This window comes from Variovorax cryoconiti, from assembly GCF_051216395.1.
GTDB lineage: Bacteria > Pseudomonadota > Gammaproteobacteria > Burkholderiales > Burkholderiaceae_C > Variovorax.
In genome coordinates this window covers 152,542-171,872 of the sequence record NZ_JBPJZI010000001.1, presented here as the reverse complement: position 1 = coordinate 171,872, position 19,331 = coordinate 152,542, and the positions used below count along the sequence as shown (strand labels likewise).

Genomic DNA, 19,331 nt, shown 5'->3' with positions numbered 1-19,331 from the left:
TCCCGGCATCGCCGGTTTTTTCTCCGTCTTTTTTCTTTCGGCCCCACCCATGCATCCTTCGACCCACGCAGCCACCCGCTTCGCGCCCAAGCCGCTCGCACAACGCATGCGCCAATGCCTCGGCGCATCGCTCGCCCTGCTCGCGGCCGGCGCGACCGCGCAGACGACCACCGGCACCACCCTGCAGGAAGTCGTCGTGTCCGACCAGGCCGAAGCCATCGGCGGACTGCAGAAGACCTACTCGGGCGGCCAGTTCGCACGCGGCGGCAGCCTGGGCATCCTGGGCATCACCGACCTGATGAACGTGCCGTTCAGCACCACCAACTACACCTCGGAGCTGATCGACAACCAGCAGGCGCTGACGATCGCCGATGTGGTGATGAACGATGCCTCCGTTCGTACCCTCGCGGCGCGTGGCGGCTACGGCGACGATTTCCAGATTCGCGGCTTTTCCGTCTCGAACCGGGACGTCAGCATGAACGGCCTGGTCGGCCTGTCCCCCGCCACCCGCGTGCCGCTGGAGATGATCGAGCGCGTCGAGGTCCTCAAAGGTCCCGGCTCGTTCACCAATGGCGTGGGGTCTTCGGGCAGCATCGGCGGGAGCATCAACGTGGTGACCAAGCGTGCCGCCGATGTGCCGCTGACCCGCTTCACCACCACCTACATGGGCGACGCCCAGTTCGGCACGCACCTGGACGTGGGCCGCCGCTTCGGCGAGGACAACCAGTGGGGCGTGCGCGCCAATGGCGTGTGGCGCAATGGCGAAGGCAACGTCGACGGCGGCCGCCAGCGCCTGGGTCTGGGCTCGCTGGGCGTCGACTACGCCGGCAGCCGCCTGCGCTGGTCGCTGGATGCGCTTACCACCAGCGGCAAGACGACGGAATTCCGCCCGCAGATCGCCTTCCGCAGCGGCATCACCCAGGTGCCGGCGGTGCCGGACAACCGCTCGAGCTTCTATCCAGGCGCCGACATGACGGACAAGGCCAAGACCGTGATGTCGCGCCTCGAATACGACATCAACGACAACACCACGGTCTTTGGCGGCGTCGGCTACAGCGACGTGTCCACCGACCAGAACTTCCCAACGGCCGTCACGCGCCCCGTCGACCTGCGCCCCAACACGCTGGGCAACTTCTCGGTCAACAACGGCTACTACGACGAATACAACAAGACGACCTCTGCCGAGGTCGGCGTGCGCACGCGCTTCAAGACCGGCAGCATCGGCCACTCGCTGGTCTTTGCAGCGAACACCCTGTCTCGCGAGACCGGCTATTTCTACCAGCTGACCACGACGCCCGTCGCATCGAACCTCTACAACCCGTCGGCCCTGCCGGCGATCACCTTCGCGCGCGGCGAGCCCAGCAAAACGGCTGATCTGTCGCTGCACAGCATCGCCATCGCCGACACGATGTCGTTCTTCGGCGATCGCTTCCTGCTGACGCTGGGCCTGCGCGACCAGACCATCAACCAGAAGAGCGTCAACGGTTCCACCGCCTACGACGCCAGCGCCGTCACGCCGCTGGTCGGCCTGGTGTTCAAGCCTGTGCAGAACATCTCGGTGTATGGCAACTACACCGCCGGTCTGCAGCAAGGCGGCATCGCCGGACCGACGACCGCCAACCGCGGCGAGGTCTTCGCGCCGCAGAAGTCCAAGCAGTACGAAGTCGGCGTCAAGGCGGACTGGGGCACGCTGACCACCCAGGCGGCGCTCTACCAGATCACCCGGCCGAGTTCCACGACCGATCCGGTCACGCAGGTCTACAGCTTCGGCGGCGAGCAGCGCAACCGGGGCCTGGAGCTCACGATGTACGGGGAGATCCAGCGGGGCCTGCGCGCCATGGCCAGTGCATCGTTCAACGACGCAAAGCTCACCCGGACGCAGGGTGGCGTGAACCAGGGCAACGACGCCAATGGCGTGCCGGACCGTACCTTCAACGTCGGCCTGGACTGGGACATGCCCTGGGTGCCGGGCCTGAGCCTGAACGGCCGCGTGATCAACACGTCGTCGACCTACTACGACGCCGCCAACCTCCTGCGCATGCCGAGCTGGACGCGTGTCGACCTCGGTGCGCGCTACGTCACCCAGATCGCCGGCAAGCCGGTGGTGCTCCGCGCCAATCTGGAAAACGTCGCCGACAAGGCCTACTGGGTGACCAGCACGTACGTGACCGTGGGCGCGCCCCGCACGCTCATGCTGTCGGCCCAGATCGACTTCTGACCGCGCTGCGCCGCCCTCAGAAGACGTAGGTCACGCCTGCCCCCACCGTCCAGTTGCGGCCGGGGGCCGGCTCGAAGTAGCGGCCGTTGCTTTCGTTGACGATGACCGAGCCGACGGTGCGGCGGTCGAACAGGTTGTCGACGCGGGCGAAGGCGTTCCATTCCCAGCCGGCCCAGCGTTGCACGTAGCCGGCCTGCAGGGCCGCGACGACGTAGCCCGGCGCGCTGGCGGTGTTGGCGTCGTTCGCCTCGATGCGGCTGAGCGCGCGCAGCTCGGCGCCCGCGCGCCATCCCAGCGGCGGTGCGTAGCCGAAGGCCGCGAAGAAGGACTGCTTCGCGATGCCGGGGATGCGGTGGTCCGGCGCCACCGCATTGCCGCCCGCGCAGGGTGCCGGCGAGCAGAAGCCGTCGCGGTAGCGCGCGTCGAGCCAGGTGTAGGCCAGTTGCGTGCGCCAGTGGTTGCGCGTCTCGTGCAGCCAGGCCAGTTCGACGCCGTCGCGCTGCGTGCGGCCGGCATTCTGGAAGGTGGCGCGACCGCCGCTGTTGGTGGCGGTCACGATCTCGTCGTCGGTGCGCGTCTGGAACACCGCGGCGGTCAGCAGGCCGTCGGCCACGCGCGCCTTCGCGCCGATTTCCAGGCTGCGATTCACCGAGGGCTGCAGCGCGAAGTTGAGCCCGCCCACATTGCCCGGCCGGTACGACAGTTCGTTGAGCGTCGGCGTCTCGAAGCCACGACCGGTGCTCACGTACAGGTTGAGGTCGCGCGTGGCGGCGAAGCGCAGCGCGGCGGCCGGCAGCAGCTGGCGGTAGCGCGCATCGCCACTGTCGTCCCCATTGATGCCGCGCTGGTAGCGGTCGTCCGAGTCGAAGCGCACCGTGCTCTGGCGCAGGCCGGCCTCGAGCGACCAGCGCTCGGCGAAGTCCCAGCGCGTCTGCACATAGGGGTCGACATTGCCGACTTCGTTGCGCTCGTCGCGGCGCAGCGCGCCCTGCACACCGAGTCGCTGTGTCGAACCGGTGCCGACGAAGTTCTCGTAGCCCCGGCGCTGCTCGTGCAAGGTGTCGTAGGCCAGGCCGGTCGACAGTTCGAAGGGCCGGCCGGCCAGCGCGGTGCGCACCGTCCAGCGCGCGTCGAAGCCGGCGTAGCGGCGCTGCAGGTCGATCACGCCGCCGGCGCTCAGCGCACTGACCTGGGCCGAGGGCGGGATCGACTGGAACTGCGTGGTCCGACGGTCACCACCGTAGAGCATCAGCCGCAGGTCCTGATCGGCGTCGATACGGCGTTCGTACAGCAGGCCGACCTGCGTCTGGTCGACCGTCTTGCGCGTGTCGTACTGCGTGGCGAGCGGCGCGGCGCGCGGGTCGGCATCCAGCTGCGCCTGCGTGAGGCCCAGCGGGTCCTGCGCATCGATGCGCACGCTGTTGGCGATGAGGGTGAGCCGGCTGCCGTCGTCGAGCTGCACGCCGAGCTTGCCGTTGGCGATGTCGCGCGTGGCGGCGCTGTGGTCGCGGTAGCCGTCGGTGCGAAAGCGGCTCGCGCTCAGCACGTAGTCGATGCCACCGCTCGCACCCGAAGCCTTCGCGCCGAGGCGCGTGCTGCCGAAGCTGCCGCTCGCCACCGAGAAGCCGAGCCGCGGCGGTGCCTCGCCGTCTTCGGTGAAGACCTGGATCACGCCGCCCGACGAGTTGCCGTACAGCGCGGAGAAGGGGCCGCGCAGCACCTCGACGCGGTCGGCCGAGCCGAGGTCGATGTTGGTGCTCTGGCCCTGCCCGTCGGGCAGCGTGGCGGGAATGCCGTCGACGTACAGCCGCACGCCGCGCAGCCCGAAGGTCGACCGCGCGCCGAAGCCGCGGATGGAGATCTGCAGGTCCTGCGCGTAGTTCTGGCGGTTCTGCACCTGCAGGCCCGGCACGCCCCCCAGGCTTTCCGACAGGTTGACCTGTAGCTTGCCGTCGCGCAGCTGCGGGCGGTCGACCAGGTCGACCGAGCCCGGCAGGTCGAAGGGCACGGTGGCGCCGCGCGGCGTGGAGACGGTGACCGCACGCAGGCTGGGCGTGCCGTCGGCCGGCGGGTTCTCGATCGTGGGGGCAGCGTCCTGCGCATGCAGCGCAGCGGCGAACAAGGCCGTGGCAGCGGCGGCGGTCTTTTTCATGCGCCGATTCTGCAAGGCATCCATCGGCGCCCCTGTCAGGGACCGCCCCGTCGTCGCGATGGATCAGGCGGCCTTCAGTTCCCCGTCGACGACGCGCCACAGGCCCAGCGGATTGCTGTCCTGGAGCGCCTCGGGACGCAGCGCGTCGGGCAGATCCTGGTAGCACACCGGTCGCAGGAAGCGGTCGATGGCGCTCGCGCCCACCGAGGTGAACATCGAATTCGAGGTCGACGGGAACGGCCCGCCGTGGACCATCGCATGGCTCACTTCCACGCCGGTCGGGAAGCCGTTGGCGAGGATGCGGCCCGCCTTGCGCTCGAGCACCGGCAGCAGCCGTCGCGCATCGGCATGGTCGGGCGCATCGAGCTGCAGCGTGACCGTCAACTGGCCCTCGATGTGCTCGGCGACATGCAGCATTTCGTCGAAATCCTTCGCGCGGACGAGCACCGACGCCGGGCCGAAGATCTCGGCTTCCAGTTCCTTCGCAGCCAGCAGGCGCTGCGCGTCGACGGCATAGAGCGCCGGCTGGGCGGTGTTGGGCTTGTCGGGTGTCGCCAGGCCCTGCGCCACGCGCTCGACGCCTTCGACAGCCGCCGTCTTCGCCGCGCCCGCACAGTAGGCCGCATGGATGCCCGGCGTGAGCATGGTCTGCGCCGTCTTGGTGGCCAGCGCGGCACCGGCCGCCGCGACGAAGCGCGCAAGGTCCGGGCTGTCGATGGCGACGACCAGGCCGGGGTTGGTGCAGAACTGGCCGGCACCCATCGTCAGCGAATCGGCGAAGTCGCGCCCGATGGCCTCGGCGCGGTTCGCCAAAGCCGCCGGCAAGAGGAAGACCGGGTTGATGCTGCTCATCTCCGCATAGACCGGAATCGGCTGGGCGCGCGCATTGGCGATGCGCACCAGCGCCAGGCCGCCCTGGCGCGAGCCGGTGAAGCCGACGGCCTGGATGGCGGGGTGGCCCACCAGCGCTTCGCCGATCGTGTTGCCGCCGCCGATCAGCAGCGAGAACACACCCTCGGGCAGGCCTTGGTCCTGCACGGCTTTCTGAATCGCGCGGCCGACGAGCTCGGAGGTGCCCAGGTGCGCGTTGTGTGCCTTGACGATGACCGGTGCGCCGGCGGCCAGCGCCGAGGCGGTGTCGCCACCGGCCACGGAGAACGCCAGCGGGAAGTTGCTCGCGCCGAACACGGCCACGGGGCCGAGCGGGATCTTCGCCAGACGCAAGTCCGCGCGCGGCAACGGCTGGCGTGCGGGCTGGGCCGGGTCGATGGTGGCGTCGAGGAAGCGGCCGTCGCGCACGACCTTGGCGAACAGGCGCAGTTGGCCAACGGTGCGGCCGCGCTCGCCCTGCAGGCGCGCCACGGGCAGGCCCGACTCGGCCTGCGCGCGCTCGATGAGCGCGTCGCCGATCGCCACGATGTTGTCGGCGATGGCTTCGAGCAGCGCAGCGCGCCTCTCGAGCGGCAGAGCGCGGTAGGTGTCGAAAGCGTCCACAGCCAGAGCAGCGGCGCGGTCGACCTCGGCTTGCCCGCCGAACCCGAAGGACGGCTCGTCGATGTCCGAATGGGTGGCGGGGTTGAAGGCGCGCTGGCTGCCTTCGGTGCCGCGCACAGCGCTGGCGCCGATGAGCATGTCGCCGGTGAGTGTGGTCATGGGGTTCTCCTGTCGAAGGCGGGGTTGCGGTGTGCTGTCCGGATGAACTCGGCCGGCGGGTCGATGGGACCACGCGGCGCAGCACCCGAGTTTGCCCTTTCGGCAAATCAGCTGTGCATGGCACGCACATCGGAAAGCACCGCGCCACCGCAATACTGGCGCCCTTCATGTGCAGATCGACCGATGCACCCGTCCCCTCCACGCGTTCAAGCCTTCAAAAAATGACCGAGAAATCCCTGCGAAACGGCGGCCAGATCCTGGTGGAGGCGCTGCTGCGCAACGCCGTCGACACCGTGTATTGCGTCCCCGGCGAAAGCTACCTGCCGGTGCTCGATGCGCTGCAGGGCCGCACCGACATCCGCACCATCGTCACGCGGCACGAAGGCGCGGCCTCGAACATGGCCGACGCCCACGGCAAGCTTTCCGGCCGGCCGGGCATTGCCTTCGTCACGCGCGGCCCGGGGGCCACGCACGCGGCCAACGGCGTGCACACGGCCCGGCAGGACTCCACGCCGATGATCCTGTTCGTCGGCCAGGTGGCGACGAACACGATGGAGCGCGAAGGCTTCCAGGAGGTGGACTATCGGCGCGTCTTCGGCGGTCTTGCCAAGTGGGCGACCGAGATCGATTCGATCGAGCGCATCCCCGAAGTCGTCAGCCGTGCCTTCGCCTGCGCCATGTCCGGCCGCAAGGGGCCGGTGGTGGTCGCGCTGCCCGAGGACGTGCTGTTCGGCCTGGCCGATGTGGTCGATGCGCCGCCCGTGCGCGTCTCGGAAGCGGCGCCCGACGACGGCGCGCTGCCCGAACTCGCGCAGATGCTGCAGGCCGCGCGCCACCCGCTCGTGATCGTCGGCGGCACCGGCTGGACCGAGGCTGCGCAGGACGACCTCAAGACCTTCGTCACCCGCTTCAACCTGCCGGTGGCGGCCTCGTTCCGTCGCCAGGACGTGCTCGACAACCGCGATCCGCACTACGTCGGCCAGCTGGGTCTGGGCGTGTCGCCGGCGCTGAGCGAGGGACTGCGCCAGTCGGACCTGCTGATCGTCATCGGCAGCCGGCTGTCGGAAGTCAGCTCGGGCGGCTACGCGCTCATCGCCAGCCCGCGGCCGGTCCAGCGCCTGGTCCATGTGCACGCCGACCCGATGGAGCTGGGCCGCGTCTACCAGGCCGACCTGCCGATCAACGCCGCGGTGGCGCCGATGGCGCGGCGGCTGGCTGCGCTGGCCGCGCCCTCGGGTTGTGAATGGACCCGCTGGACCGAAGACGCCCGCGCCGCCTATGTTCGCCACAGCACGCCGGTGGGCCGCTCGGAAGGCCAGCAGGGCGTCGAGATGTCAGGCGTGGTGGCCCACCTCAACCAGGTGCTGCCCGACGACGCGATCATCACCAACGGCGCGGGCAACTACACCGTCTGGGTGCACCGCTTTTACAAGTACCGCACGCTCGGCACCGAACTGGCGCCCACCAACGGCGCCATGGGCTACGGCCTGCCCGCGGCGGTTGCAGCGAAGCTCGCGCATCCGGCGCGCACCGTGGTCTGCTTCGCGGGCGACGGCTGCTTCATGATGTACCCGCAAGAGCTGGCCACAGCCATGCAGTTCGGCGCGGCGGTGATCGTGCTGGTCGTCAACAACGGCATGCTCGGCACGATCCGCATGCATCAGGAACGCGAATACCCCGGCCGGGTGTCGGGCACGAACCTGCTGAACCCGGACTTCGTGGCTTTCGCACAGGCCTTCGGTGCGCATGCGGAACGCGTGGAAAACGATGCCGACTTCCCGGCTGCGTTCGAACGTGCACGCGCGTCGGGCAAGGCGGCCGTGATCGAGCTGTGCACCGATCCGCTGCAGATCGGCCCGCAGTCGCGCCTGGCGAAGCGCTGACTCAGGCCGGGGCCGACAGCGGCGGATGCGCGCGGGGTGCGACCCGCGCCCCGGGCCAGGTCTGCGCGTGCACCAGCTGGGTGGCCACCGCGCGGATCAGTTCGTTGAGCACCCACAGGTCGGCCGTGGCCGTGCGGGTCTTGCCGAGCACCAGCGCGATGCAGCGCTCGGCGTCCTCGCCCTCAAGCGGAAAGGCGCGCAACCGGCCGGCGGCGATCTCGGCTTCGGCCGCCGCCAGCGGGAGCACGGTGCAGCCGCACTTCTTCGCGACCAGGTCGAGGGTGATGGCGATGGAGCTGTCGCTCTCCAGCACGATCCGCGGCGTGAAACCACGCCGCGCCGCCATCGCCTGCACCAGCACCCGCAAGCCGTGGTGCGTGCTGGGCAGCACGAGGGGAATGTCGGCCAGCCCCTGCGTGCGCAGTTGCTCGGCCGTCACCTCGCTATCGGCCGGCGTGAGCAGACACAGCTGTTCGAACAGCAAGGGCTCGTAGGCCAGGCTGCCCGGGTAGGCCGGCTTGTAGAGGATGGCGATGTCGATGTCGCCTGCCTGCAGCTCGGCCAGGATCTGGCTCGCCAGGCCTTCGGTGAAATGGATCTGCGTGTCGGGGTAGCGCCCGCGGATGGCATGGAACAGCGCGCCGAACAGCACCTTGGCAATGGTCGGCTGGGCTGCGATGCGAACGCGCGCCGGACCTTGGCGGCTCAGGGTGCTCAGCGCCGCGCGCGCCGACGCGATCACCGCGCCGACCTGCCGTGCGTGGTCGATCAGCACCTCGCCCTGCGGCGTGAGCTTGACGCCGCGCCCGCTGCGACTGAACAGGCGCGCATTCAGCGATTGCTCCAGCTGCGTGATGCGCCGGCTGATGGTCGATGCGTCGCAGCCCGCCTTCATCGCGGCCGCGGAAATGCTGCCGGCGTCGGCAACGAGGGCGAAGAAGTCGAGGTCGTCGGAATTCATGAGAGGCGCGCGGCGGGCCCGGGGTTGCGGGCATCCTACAGCGCCGCTCCGGCCACGAGCGGCCCCGCCGCCCCGCGCTCAGAACTTGTAGTTCAACGTCAGCAGCGCGTTGCGCGGATCGCCGTACACGCCGGTGCCATAGGACCCCAGGCCCGGCATGTAGGTCTTGTCGAACACGTTGTTGATGTTCAGCGAGACGCTCAGGTGGCGGTCGAACTCGTAGCGCGCCATGAGGCCGACCAGTGCGTAGGCCGGCTGCGTGGCGCGCCACTGGTTGGCGTCGGAGGTCTGGTAGTAGGTTTCGCTCTGCCACGACAGCGAGCCACCGACCACCAGCTGGCGCCATGCGCCCGGCAGGCGGTAGCTGGTGTTGAGCTTGAACAGGTGCTTGGGCTGGTTGGTGTTGACCGCGCTCAGGATCACGTTCGGCTGTTGCGGCTTCTTCGACGTGCTGTAGGTGTAGCCCGCGGCCAGGTTCCACGACGGCGCGATCTGGCCGGCCACCTCGAGCTCCATGCCCTTGCTGGTGATGCCGTCGACCGCGGTGTAGATCTCGTCGCCGGTGACCGGGTTGACGCCGACGTACTGCGCCGAGTTGTCCTGCTTGATGTGGAACAGCGCCAGGCTGGCGTTGAGCCGCTTCTCGAGGAACTCGCCCTTCACGCCGACCTCGGAACTCTTGCCGGTGAGCGGTGCGATGGCCCGGTCGCTCGCGTCCTTGTAGTAGGTCTGCGGCTTGAAGATGTCGGTGTGGCTCGCATACACCGACCAGGTGCGGTCGATGTCGTAGACGACGCCGGCGTAGGGCACGACCTTGGCGTCGATGTCGAGCTCGTCGCTCAAGGTGGTCACGCCGGCCAGGCTGGTGCTCTCGTCGCGCAGGCCGTACCAGCTCGCGCGCGCGCCGAGGATGACCGACAGCGCGTCGGTGGGCCGCAGCCGCACCGCAGCCGACAGGCCCTTCTCGCGCGTGGTGATATCGCGGTCGCTGCGCTTGAGCGACGCGGGCTGCGCGATGTTGCCGTCCCACGCGAAGTAGTTGGGGATGGCCGTGTAGGTCGAGCTGTGCAGCTGCGCCTCCTGGTGCTGGCGCGAGTAGCCGGCGCCCAGCATCAGTTCGTGGGTGCGGCCACCGAGGGTGAACGGACCGGTCAGCGCGATGTTGAGCGCATCGGTCTTCGACTGGGTCGGCAGCGCGCCCGACAGCATGCGGATGCCGGTGCCCGTCGCGCGGTTCACGCTGCCGTTGTAGGCCGAGCCGTAGAACACGTCCTTCGACTGGTCGAGGTGGCTGGCCGCCACATCGAGCTTCCAGCCGCCGCCGAACTCGTGCTTGAGGCTGGCGAAGGTGTTGGTGCTGTCGTTGTTCCAGTACGACCAGCGTGCCGCGGGATTGAGCGAACGCCGGAAGTTCGTCCGCGTGCCGTCGCTGTAGAAGAGCGGGATGTGGCCGAAGGTGGCGCCGTCCGCGCGCGTCTCCATGTGGTCCACACCCACCGTCAGCAGCGTGCTCGGCGTGAGGTCGGCTTCGACGACGGCGTAGAGGTTGCGCGTGTCGCGGCTGTAGTCGTCGACGTAGGAGTTCGCGTTCTGCGCCGCGGCGACGATGCGCCCGCGCACGCTGCCGCTCGCGTTGAGCGGACCGGAGAAGTCGGCGGTGGTGCGCAGGCGGTCCCACGAGCCCGCGCCGAGCGACAGGTTGCCGGCGAACGCCGCCGTCGGCTTCTTGCGCACCAGGTTGATCGTGGCCGAGGGGTAGCCCGCGCCGGTCAGGAGGCCCGTGGCGCCCTTGACGAGCTCGACGCGGTCGTAGATCACGCTGTCGCCGATGGCAGCGGTGTACTGGTTCGAGCTGTCGAGCGTGCTGGGCACGCCGTCGAACTGCAGGTTCTCGATCGCGAAGCCGCGCGCGTAGAAGGTCGCGCGCTCGCTGTCGTTGCGCCCCACGGTCACGCCGGGTGTCTTCTCGAGGATCTCGGGCACGCTGACCAGTGCCTGGTCGTCCATCTGCTGGCGCGTGATGACGCTGACCGACTGGGGCGTCTCGCGCGGCGACATCGCGAAGCGGGTCGCCGTGCTGGTCGATCGCACGGTGTAGGCGCCGGTGCCTTCCGACGGGCCCTCGGCCGTGGCCGTGACCCGCACTTCGCCCAGGGTGTTGGCTGACACCGTCGACGACGACGTCGCGCCCGACGGCAGCGGCTGCAGCGCGTAGCCGCCACCCGCCGCACGCACCGCCCCCAGGCCGGTTCCTGCGAGGGCCTGCGACAGCGCATCCGCGACCGTGTGGGTACCGCGCACGCCGCGGCTGCTCACGCCGTCGGCCACGGTCGAGCCGAAGGTGATCAGCACGCCGGTCTCGCGGCCCAGGCGGTTGAGCACCCCTTCGAGCGGCCCGGCAGGGATGTCGAAGCTGCGGGCTTCCTGGCTGCGTGCCGCGGCCGGCTGCGCGAAGGCGCTGCTCGGCGCGACAGTGCCGACCACCAGCCACACAGCCACAGCCCCGAGGCAGGCATTGCGTGACGCTTGCGCCAGCGCATGCAGGCGCGGCTTGCCATCGGTTGGCGAGGCGATCGAATGCGGCGTTGAAATGGAGGCCGGCCGGCCGGTGTGCAGAAACATGGAATGCCTTCGACGATGGAGATTGCAGGAAGAAATCGGGCGCGGTGTGCGCGCCCTTCCCTTCCTTGACCGTCGAGCCCGCCGAATCAGCTCATTTATTTTTCTTGGACCTTCACACCCGACCGCGGCGCGGCCGCACGCGCACCCAGTACCGCGTGGTCGTGTGCACCTCGACCGGCAACGCCGAGGTCAACGCCGCCAGCACGCGGTCGGTGTCGGCCAGCGGGTAGGCGCCCGACACCTGGAGGCCGGCGATGGCCGGGTCGCAGCCCAGGCGCCCCGGCCGGTGGCGGCCGAGTTCGGCGAGGAAGTCGTCGAGCCGCATGTGCGAGGCCACCAGCATGCCGTCGGCCCAGGCGCTCGCATCGGGATCGAGCGTGCCCGGCGCCATCGCCTGGGTGCGGGTGAAGCGGCCCGACTCGCCCGCCTGCAGCATGCGCGCCTGCTGCGGCGCATCGCGCGGGCTCAGTTCGACAGCACCCTGCAGCACACCGACCTCGACCTGTGCCTCGTCGCGCTGGCGCACGCTGAAGCGCGTGCCGATCGCCCGCGCCGAACCTTCCTCGGTCTCGACCAGGAAGGGCCGGTGCAGCGCGTCGGGCGCGGTCTGCACCAGGATCTCGCCGCGCACCAGCTGGAGCACGCGGCGCTCGGTGTCGAAGCGCAGGTTGATCGCGCTGCCGCTGTTGAGCGTGACCCGCCCGCCGTCGGGCAGTGTCAACGGGATGCGTTCGCCGACGGCGGCCACATGGTCGGCCGTGAACGATCGCCACGGTGTCGTCTGGCGCGCGAGCATTGCGCTGCCGCCGCCCACCACCAGCACCGTCAGAAGCTGCACCGCGCGGCGCCGCCGCAGGGACTGCGGCGGCGCATGCAAGGCGGCACGGGCGAGCGGCGACGGGATCTCCGCGAGGCGGCCGCCAACGTCCTCGATGCGCTGCCATGCGGCTTGGTGCGCCGGGTCGGCAGCGCGCCAGCGCGCCCACTGCGCCTTCTGGGCCGCGCTGACGTCGTTCGATCGCAGTGCCACCCACCATTGAACGGCCTGGTGCGCGATGGCCGGCGCAACCTTGTCGGCGCCGCCCGAGACCTCCTCCATGCGGGGCGAAGGGGTCATTCCGGGAAGAAGCAACGCATCGCCGCCTTCGTGAGATGGCGCTTGACGGTCGATACGGAGATGCCCAGCTCCGCGGCGATCTCGCCCTGACCCAGCCCCTCGAGTTGCGCGAGGAGGAAGGCCTGCTTGGCGAGCACCGGCAAACCGTTCAGGCGTCGATCGATCTCGACCAGTGTCTCCAGCACCATGAGCCGTACTTCCGGCGGTGGTGCCACGGGCTCCGGCATCAGCGCCAGCGCGTCGAGGTAGGCCTGCTCGATGGCGCGTCGACGCACGTGGTTGATCAGCAGGTTGCGCGCGACCGTCGTCAGATAGGCGCGGGGCTCGGCGAGGCTGTCGATGCCGGGCGCTCGCAGCACCCGCAGGAAGGTGTCCTGGGCCAGGTCGGCCGCGTCGAAGGCGTTGCCCAGCTTCTTTCGCAGCCAGGCCTGGAGCCAGCCGTGGTGGTGGACGTAGAGCGCGCCGAGCTGTTCGTGCGGAGGGAAGTCGGCGCTGGCCATGGGTCGCTCGGGCGGTGAGGGTGCAAGGACGCCGGGTGCTGCGCCCATGAAAAAAGTCGCATTCTATCGAATGCGACTTATTCTCAATTGCGACAGCTGCCGGCGAAGGGTAACCTGCCCTCTCGCCCGGCGATCAGCTACGGGCGCGGGCCTGGTCGCGCAGCGCCTTGATCTGGTCGTGGTTGCGCTGCGCACCTTGCGCCTGACGCTCGATCACGGCACGCACGTCGGCCGGCAGCGTCTGCTTGAGCGCCTTGCGGTAGCGCGCCAGTCCGGCATCCTCGCCACGCTCGCATTCGTTGAGAATGGATTCCTCGCTGTTGGCGCCCACGGCGCCCTTCACGTGCACCCAGCCACGGTGCATCGCCCCGCTCGCGGTGCCGCCGTCGGCCGGCGTTCCGCCGTACTGCGTGACGAGTGGGGCGAGTTCGTTGGCCGCCATGCGGCAGCCCACCGCACGCTCCGAGAACACCTGCTTGAGGCTGGCGCTCTCCACCTCCTCCGCGCAGGTGCGGAAACCGTACTCCCCGTCGTGCGAGTTCTCGATCAGGTCGTTGAGCACGTCCACGACATCGTCGTGCGACATCGGCTCGCCGGTGGTGCGATCGGCGTCGAACACCGCCGTCTCGCGCGGCGCCATCACGGCCGCTTCGCCGAAGTAGGTGCGGTCCGCACGGTCCCAGGCGGCGCGGGACGCGTGGCGTGCCTGCGGCCAGTCGAGGGTGGAATTGCCGCGGCGCGTGGCCCATTCATCGGCCAAGCTAGGTTCGAGCGTGTCGAAGCTGTCGTCGCGCCCAGCGCGGCTGGACCAGCCCAGTTCATAGGCCGGCGCGTAGTCGTCGTAGCTGCGGCCTGTCTCGTAATAGCTCTCACGGTCGTAGCTCGAACGCCAGTACGCGTCCTCGGCCGTGGGGTTCACGCTTTCGGCAACCGCCTTGCCACCCAGGCCCCCTGCCAGGCCGCCGGCCACCAGGCCGACAACCGCGCCCACCGGTCCCGCCACGGCCCCGGCAGCAGCGCCCGCCACTGCGCCGCCCGCTGCCCCCACACCGGTACCGACGGGGTGTGCGCCCGGCGCGCCCGTGATGGGATCGCGGTTCATGTCGTGGGTCGTGAAGTCTGTTTCCTTGGCCATGTCGGCTCCTTGAGAAAAGGGTTGGAAATGCCGCCGCCGGAACGCATCGACTAACGCAATGGGTTTGACAGCAGCGTGTTGAAGACTTCATCCTGGACACGCGACGGCATCTCCGGGTCAGGATCGCCCGACGCCGCCTGTAGGGCATCGCCTGCGCGGTCTGCAGTGCGCAACGCCCTGCGAGGCCGGGCACGGCCTACACGCGCTGCGCGATGCCATGGCCTATCAACGGGGCTTCTTTCTCAATGCATCACTGCAAGGATCTGCATGAACTCGAACGACGCGACATCCTGGGTCAACCAAGCCCGCAAGGCCGACGACCAACGGCCCGACCTGCCGGGCGAGCACTGGGCGGTCATGGGTGCCGGCCTGCTGCTGCTGTTGGCCGCGGGCCGCAGCCGGTCGTTCCTGGGACGCACCCTGGCTGGCGCCGCGGGCAGTGCGTTGCTCGGCCGCGCGGCCAGCGGGCGTGGCGGGTTGCACCGCTTGGTGCGCGCCTTCACCGGCGCGCGGCGCTGAAGGGCGAGCCGAATCGCACTTCGGCCGATTCAGCAAAAGCAGTGGCTTTACTGCAGGAAGCTGGGCTTGGCGTAGCCCTGGAACTTGCTGTCCACCACGGCCTTGTATTCCTTCGAACGGTAGGCCTCGGCGATGTCCTTGGCCCAGGGCGTGTCCTTGTCGGCACGCTTCACAGCGACCACGTTCAGGTAGTGGTCGGCGGGCTTTTCGAGCACCACGGCTTCGGTCAGCTTCAGGCCCGACGAGATCGCGAAATTGCCGTTGATGATGGCGTACTCGGCGTCGCCTAGTGACCGCGGCAACTGCGCGGCTTCGAGCGGGATGAACTTCAGCTTGTGCGGGTTCTGGTCGACGTCCTTTTCCGACGCGCGAATGGCATCGACACCCGGCTTGATGGTGATCAGCTTGTTCTGCTCCAGCAGCACCAGCGCGCGCGCCAGGTTGCTCGGGTCGTTCGGCAGCGTGACGCGGTCGCCGTCCTTCACTTCGGCCAGGGTCTTGCGCTTGGTCGAGTACACGCCCAGCGGCGCGATCGGGCCCTGCACCAGTTCGACGAGGTCGAGCTTCTGGTCGGCGGCGAATTTCTTGAGGTACACGAGATGCTGGAAGAAGTTGGCGTCGAGCGAGCCCTGCGCCAACGCCAGGTTCGGCTGCACATAGTCGTTGAACTCGACCAGCTTCACGGTGTAGCCCTTCTTCTGCAGGATCGGCACGATGCCCAGCTTGAGCTGGTCGATGTTCGAGCCGGCCGTGCCGCCGATGACGAGGTTCTTCTTGTCCGCTTGCGCCTGGGCGTCGAGCGACAGGCCGCCGAGCGAAATCGCTGCGATCGAGAGGGCGAGGAAGGAGCGGCGGAGAGCAGAGGTTTTCATGACAGATGGCTTAGATGAAAAAAGAAGTCGGTGCGACTTGAGACCAGAGCACCCGCGGAACTGGCTTCGCCAGGCCGCTGGGTGCGCCCCCTTGAGGGGGAGGCGGCGACACGCAGTGCGCCGCTTCGAGGGTGGGTCTTCTCTAGCGCTTGTCGAGACGGCGCGCGAAAGTGTTGCCAACGAATTGAAGAATCTGCACGAGCACCACCAGCAGCACGACGGTGAAGACCATCACGTCGGTCTGGAAGCGGTAGTAGCCGTAGCGGATGGCCAGGTCCCCGATGCCGCCGCCGCCCACCACGCCGGCGATGGCCGAGTACGAGAGGAAGCTGACCGACAGCACCGTGAGCGCCAGCACCAGGCCGGAGCGGGCCTCGACGATGAGCACGCGCCAGACGATCTGCAGCTCCGACGCGCCCATGGCGTGGGCCGCTTCGATGACGCCGCGCGGCACCTCGCGCAGGCACTGATCGACCAGTCGCGCGAAGTACGGGATGGCCGCGACCGACAGCGGCACCGCCGCCGCCAGCGGCCCGATGGACGTGCCCGCGATGACGCGGGTGATGGGCACCAACGCCACCAGCAGGATGATGAAGGGGAAGGACCGCACGGTGTTGACGATCCAGTTCAGCACCAGGAAGGCCGGCTTGTTGTCCAACGACTGGCCCGGGCCGAGCAGGAACAGCAGCACGCCCAGCGGGCCACCGATGAGCACCGCGGCCGACAGGCCGATGCCCAGCATCAGGAAGGTCTGGCCGGCGGCGAGCCACAGCTCGGGCAGGATGGCGGCGATGTTCTCAGGCATGGGCGATTCCTCGCGATTCGGTGGTCGCCGCAAGGGCGGCAATCGGGGTGTTGGCGGCTTCGCGCGCATCGCGCTCGCGGCGGCGCACCAGGGCGTCGATCTCACGGCCCAGCGCCGTGATGCGCTCGGCCTGCGGCGCCTCGTCGACAGCGAACTGCTCGATGAGCTGGCCCTTCTCGAGGATGGCAACGCGGCGGCACAACACCTCGACCACCGACAGCTCGTGCGTGACGATCACGATGGTCACGCCGATCTTGGCGTTGATGTCGCGCAGCGTCTCAAGCAGCGAGCGCGTGGTCTCGCTGTCGAGCGCCGACGTGGGCTCGTCGCACAGCAGCACCTGCGGGCGCGGCGCCAGCGCACGGGCGATGGCCACGCGCTGTTTTTGTCCGCCCGAGAGTTGCGCGGGGTAGGTGTCGATCTTTTCCGAAAGGCCGACCAGCGCCAGGCACTCGCGGACCCGCGCGTCGATCTCGGCGCGCGAATGGCGGCCGTGGATCTTCAGCGGGAAGGCCACGTTGTCGAACACGCTGGCGTTCTGCAGCAGGTTGAACTGCTGGAAGATCATGCCGATGTTCTGCCGCGTGTCACGCAGTTCGCGGCGCGACAAGGTGGTGAGGTCGCGGCCACCGACGATCACGCGGCCGGCGTCGGGCCGCTCGAGCAGGTTGATGAGGCGCAGCAGCGTGGACTTGCCCGCGCCGCTCTTGCCGATCAGGCCGAAGATCTCGCCCTCGGGGATGTCGAGCGACAGCGCGCGCACGGCGTCGAAGACTTCGCCGCTGGGCAGTGCAAATGATTTCTGGACCGCTTCGAGGCGGATCACCGGCGGCCTGCGGGCCGCATCGGTTGGAGGAATGGAGGTCACGACGCAATCGCCGGGGCCTGGACGGCCCTCGGGCAGGAGAAAGGGACGCGAGTATGCGAGATGTTCACAGAGAAGCGAACGACCGATTCGCGATCTGCTTATTCCGTCAACGCATAAGCCGGCGCCCAAGAGCATCTCGCCGAGCGGTGCAAAGGATAAATCCTCCGCATGCGGCACAGGCCATTTTCACTCCAGCCCTTCATAAATTCAACCTTCTGTCGATAAGCAAAACTGACGGCCCGAAGAGGCCGTTGATTTCTATTGTCGAAACCCGGAGAAACACTTTGAACTGGTTCAACAGTCTGAAAGTCAGCACACGGCTGATCGGCGGCTTCGCCATCGTCGCAGCCATCGGCGGCGTCATCGGCACCCAAGGCATTCTTAAATCGGCCCAGATCAGCGCCATGGCGTCGCAGATGTTCGACCGCGAAACGGTCGGCCTGCGCAAGGCCGCCGAAGCCAACATGCACCTGCTGGCCGCGGGCCGCGCCATCCGGTCCGCGGTGATGGCGTCGAGCATCGAAGACCGTGACCGCCAGCTCGCCGAAATGCGCAAACGGATGGAAGGAATGAATCGAGAGCTGACGTCGGTCGGCGATCAATTCGTGACCGCAAGCGGCAAGGCGCTGCTGCAGGAAACGACCGCAGCCGCGCGTGCCTACGAGGCCGGCATCAACGAGGTTGTCGAGCTTCTGCGCAACGAGCCGCCGGGCGAAGCGCGCGCCTCCACGGCGAAACTCTTCGGCGACGTGCGCGCGGCCGCCGACAAGGCGGACGACCTTCTCACGGTGGTCGTCAACCGCAAGCAGGGCAATGCCGAATCCCTGGCGGCGGAGACCACCGCCATTGCCGACAGCATTCGCGTGCAGTTGATTTTCCTGACGCTGGGCGGTGTGCTCGTCGGTCTGGTCCTGGGCCTGCTGATCTCGCGCGGCCTCACGCGCCAGCTGGGCGGCGAGCCCGGCTATGCAGCGGACATTGCAGGCCGCATCGCGGCGGGCGATCTCACTGTCGACATCCAGACGCGGCCGAACGACCGCACCAGCCTTCTCCACGCGATGAAGTCGATGCGCGACAGCCTGTCGCGTGTCGTGACCGGCGTGCGCACCGGCACCGACAACATCGCCACGGCTTCGGGCCAGATCTCTGCCGGCAACCAGGACCTGTCGTCCCGCACCGAACAGCAGGCCAGCTCGCTGGAGGAAACCGCCGCCTCGATGGAGGAGCTGACTTCGACGGTCAAGCAGAACGCGGAGAACGCGCGCCAGGCCAACCAGTTGGCCCTGTCGGCTTCCGACGTGGCGGTCAAGGGCGGCGCGGTGGTGTCGCAGGTGGTCGGCACCATGGCGTCGATCGACCAATCGTCCAAGAAGATCGTCGACATCATCGGTGTCATCGACGGCATCGCCTTCCAGACCAACATCCTCGCCCTCAACGCCGCGGTGGAAGCCGCCCGGGCCGGCGAGCAGGGCCGCGGCTTCGCCGTGGTAGCGGCCGAGGTGCGCAACCTCGCGCAGCGCTCGGCGGCTGCGGCCAAAGAGATCAAGGGCTTGATCGACGACTCGGTGGGCAAGGTCGGCGCCGGGACGGCGCTGGTCGGCGAAGCGGGCCGCACCATGGAGGAGATCGTGGGCAGCGTGAAGCGCGTGACCGACATCATGGGCGAGATCACGGCGGCGAGCCAGGAACAGACCTCGGGCATCGAGCAGATCAACCAGGCCATCACGCAAATGGACCAGGTCACGCAGCAGAACGCGGCGCTGGTGGAAGAAGCGGCTGCGGCAGCCTCTTCCCTGCGCGAGCAGGCAGAACACCTGGTGGCCGAGGTGGCGGTGTTCAAGCTCGATGGTGGCGCCATGCCACTAAAGGCAAGAGCGTCTGCGACGCCCCGCGCCACATCCGTGACCGCGCCACGCGCATCGACACCCGTCGTGGCACGGCGCGCCACCGCACCGAAGCAACTCGCAACGTCGGAATCGGAGGCGTGGGCGGATTTCTGAAACGCGCCGCCTGCGCGCAAAAGCCT

At 68.7% G+C, this 19,331-nt stretch carries 14 protein-coding genes; 4 read left to right on the top strand and 10 right to left on the bottom strand.

The features are described 5' to 3' along the window. The first annotated feature begins 49 nt into the window (after positions 1–49). On the top strand, positions 50–2,218 hold the full coding sequence (locus tag ACSFA2_RS00900; RefSeq protein WP_435453434.1) for a TonB-dependent receptor: 2,169 nt from the start codon (positions 50–52) through the stop codon (positions 2,216–2,218). A gap of 16 nt (positions 2,219–2,234) precedes the next feature. Here ACSFA2_RS00900 and ACSFA2_RS00895 read toward each other — a convergent pair whose 3' ends face one another. Continuing rightward, positions 2,235–4,370 carry a TonB-dependent receptor family protein gene (locus ACSFA2_RS00895; RefSeq protein ID WP_435453433.1) on the bottom strand — a complete coding sequence of 712 codons (2,136 nt, stop codon included), beginning with the start codon at positions 4,368–4,370 and terminating at the stop codon, positions 2,235–2,237. Positions 4,371–4,433: 63 nt separating this feature from the next. Then, entirely contained in the window at positions 4,434–6,023 is a 1,590-nt protein-coding gene (locus tag ACSFA2_RS00890) for an aldehyde dehydrogenase (NADP(+)) (protein ID WP_435453432.1), read from the bottom strand. A gap of 221 nt (positions 6,024–6,244) precedes the next feature. On the opposite strand from ACSFA2_RS00890, the gene ACSFA2_RS00885 reads away from it, so the two are divergent. Beyond that, positions 6,245–7,906: a thiamine pyrophosphate-binding protein gene (locus tag ACSFA2_RS00885; RefSeq protein WP_435453431.1), complete on the top strand. Its 1,662-nt coding sequence runs from the start codon at positions 6,245–6,247 to the stop codon at positions 7,904–7,906. A gap of 1 nt (position 7,907) precedes the next feature. Here ACSFA2_RS00885 and ACSFA2_RS00880 read toward each other — a convergent pair whose 3' ends face one another. From ACSFA2_RS00880 to ACSFA2_RS00860, 5 genes are all read right to left on the bottom strand, one after another. Beyond that, positions 7,908–8,867, bottom strand: a complete 960-nt coding sequence (locus ACSFA2_RS00880; protein ID WP_435453430.1) for a LysR family transcriptional regulator — start codon at positions 8,865–8,867, stop codon at positions 7,908–7,910. A gap of 78 nt (positions 8,868–8,945) precedes the next feature. Next, complete coding sequence (locus ACSFA2_RS00875) at positions 8,946–11,489, bottom strand: TonB-dependent siderophore receptor (protein WP_435453429.1); 2,544 nt, start codon at positions 11,487–11,489, stop codon at positions 8,946–8,948. Positions 11,490–11,601: 112 nt separating this feature from the next. Next, positions 11,602–12,606, bottom strand: coding sequence for a FecR domain-containing protein (locus ACSFA2_RS00870; protein ID WP_435453428.1), 1,005 nt, complete (start codon positions 12,604–12,606; stop codon positions 11,602–11,604). After that, positions 12,603–13,106 carry a sigma-70 family RNA polymerase sigma factor gene (locus tag ACSFA2_RS00865; protein ID WP_435453427.1) on the bottom strand — a complete coding sequence of 168 codons (504 nt, stop codon included), beginning with the start codon at positions 13,104–13,106 and terminating at the stop codon, positions 12,603–12,605. The genes ACSFA2_RS00870 and ACSFA2_RS00865 overlap by 4 nt, the downstream gene beginning before the upstream one ends. A 133-nt stretch (positions 13,107–13,239) precedes the next feature. Next, positions 13,240–14,241 carry a ferritin-like domain-containing protein gene (locus ACSFA2_RS00860; protein WP_435453426.1) on the bottom strand — a complete coding sequence of 334 codons (1,002 nt, stop codon included), beginning with the start codon at positions 14,239–14,241 and terminating at the stop codon, positions 13,240–13,242. A 267-nt stretch (positions 14,242–14,508) separates the two neighbouring features. Here ACSFA2_RS00860 and ACSFA2_RS00855 point away from each other — a divergent pair, with 267 nt between their 5' ends. Next, positions 14,509–14,760, top strand: a complete 252-nt coding sequence (locus ACSFA2_RS00855) for a hypothetical protein (RefSeq protein WP_435453425.1) — start codon at positions 14,509–14,511, stop codon at positions 14,758–14,760. 47 nt (positions 14,761–14,807) lie between these two features. Here the strand turns inward: ACSFA2_RS00855 and ACSFA2_RS00850 are convergent, their stop codons facing one another. The 3 genes from ACSFA2_RS00850 to ACSFA2_RS00840 all read right to left on the bottom strand — a co-directional run bounded on the left by ACSFA2_RS00850 (position 14,808) and on the right by ACSFA2_RS00840 (position 17,305). Further along, positions 14,808–15,632: a MetQ/NlpA family ABC transporter substrate-binding protein gene (locus ACSFA2_RS00850; RefSeq protein WP_435453424.1), complete on the bottom strand. Its 825-nt coding sequence runs from the start codon at positions 15,630–15,632 to the stop codon at positions 14,808–14,810. A gap of 142 nt (positions 15,633–15,774) precedes the next feature. After that, positions 15,775–16,437, bottom strand: coding sequence for a methionine ABC transporter permease (locus tag ACSFA2_RS00845; protein ID WP_435453423.1), 663 nt, complete (start codon positions 16,435–16,437; stop codon positions 15,775–15,777). Next, a complete protein-coding gene (locus tag ACSFA2_RS00840; RefSeq protein ID WP_435453422.1) occupies positions 16,430–17,305 on the bottom strand; it encodes a methionine ABC transporter ATP-binding protein in 876 nt (291 codons plus the stop codon). Before ACSFA2_RS00840 ends, ACSFA2_RS00845 begins: the two co-directional genes overlap by 8 nt. 53 nt (positions 17,306–17,358) lie before the next feature. On the opposite strand from ACSFA2_RS00840, the gene ACSFA2_RS00835 reads away from it, so the two are divergent. After that, the gene (locus ACSFA2_RS00835; RefSeq protein WP_435453421.1) at positions 17,359–19,305 is read left to right on the top strand and encodes a methyl-accepting chemotaxis protein; all 1,947 of its coding nucleotides are present in this window, start codon (positions 17,359–17,361) and stop codon (positions 19,303–19,305) included. Positions 19,306–19,331 lie beyond the last annotated feature (26 nt).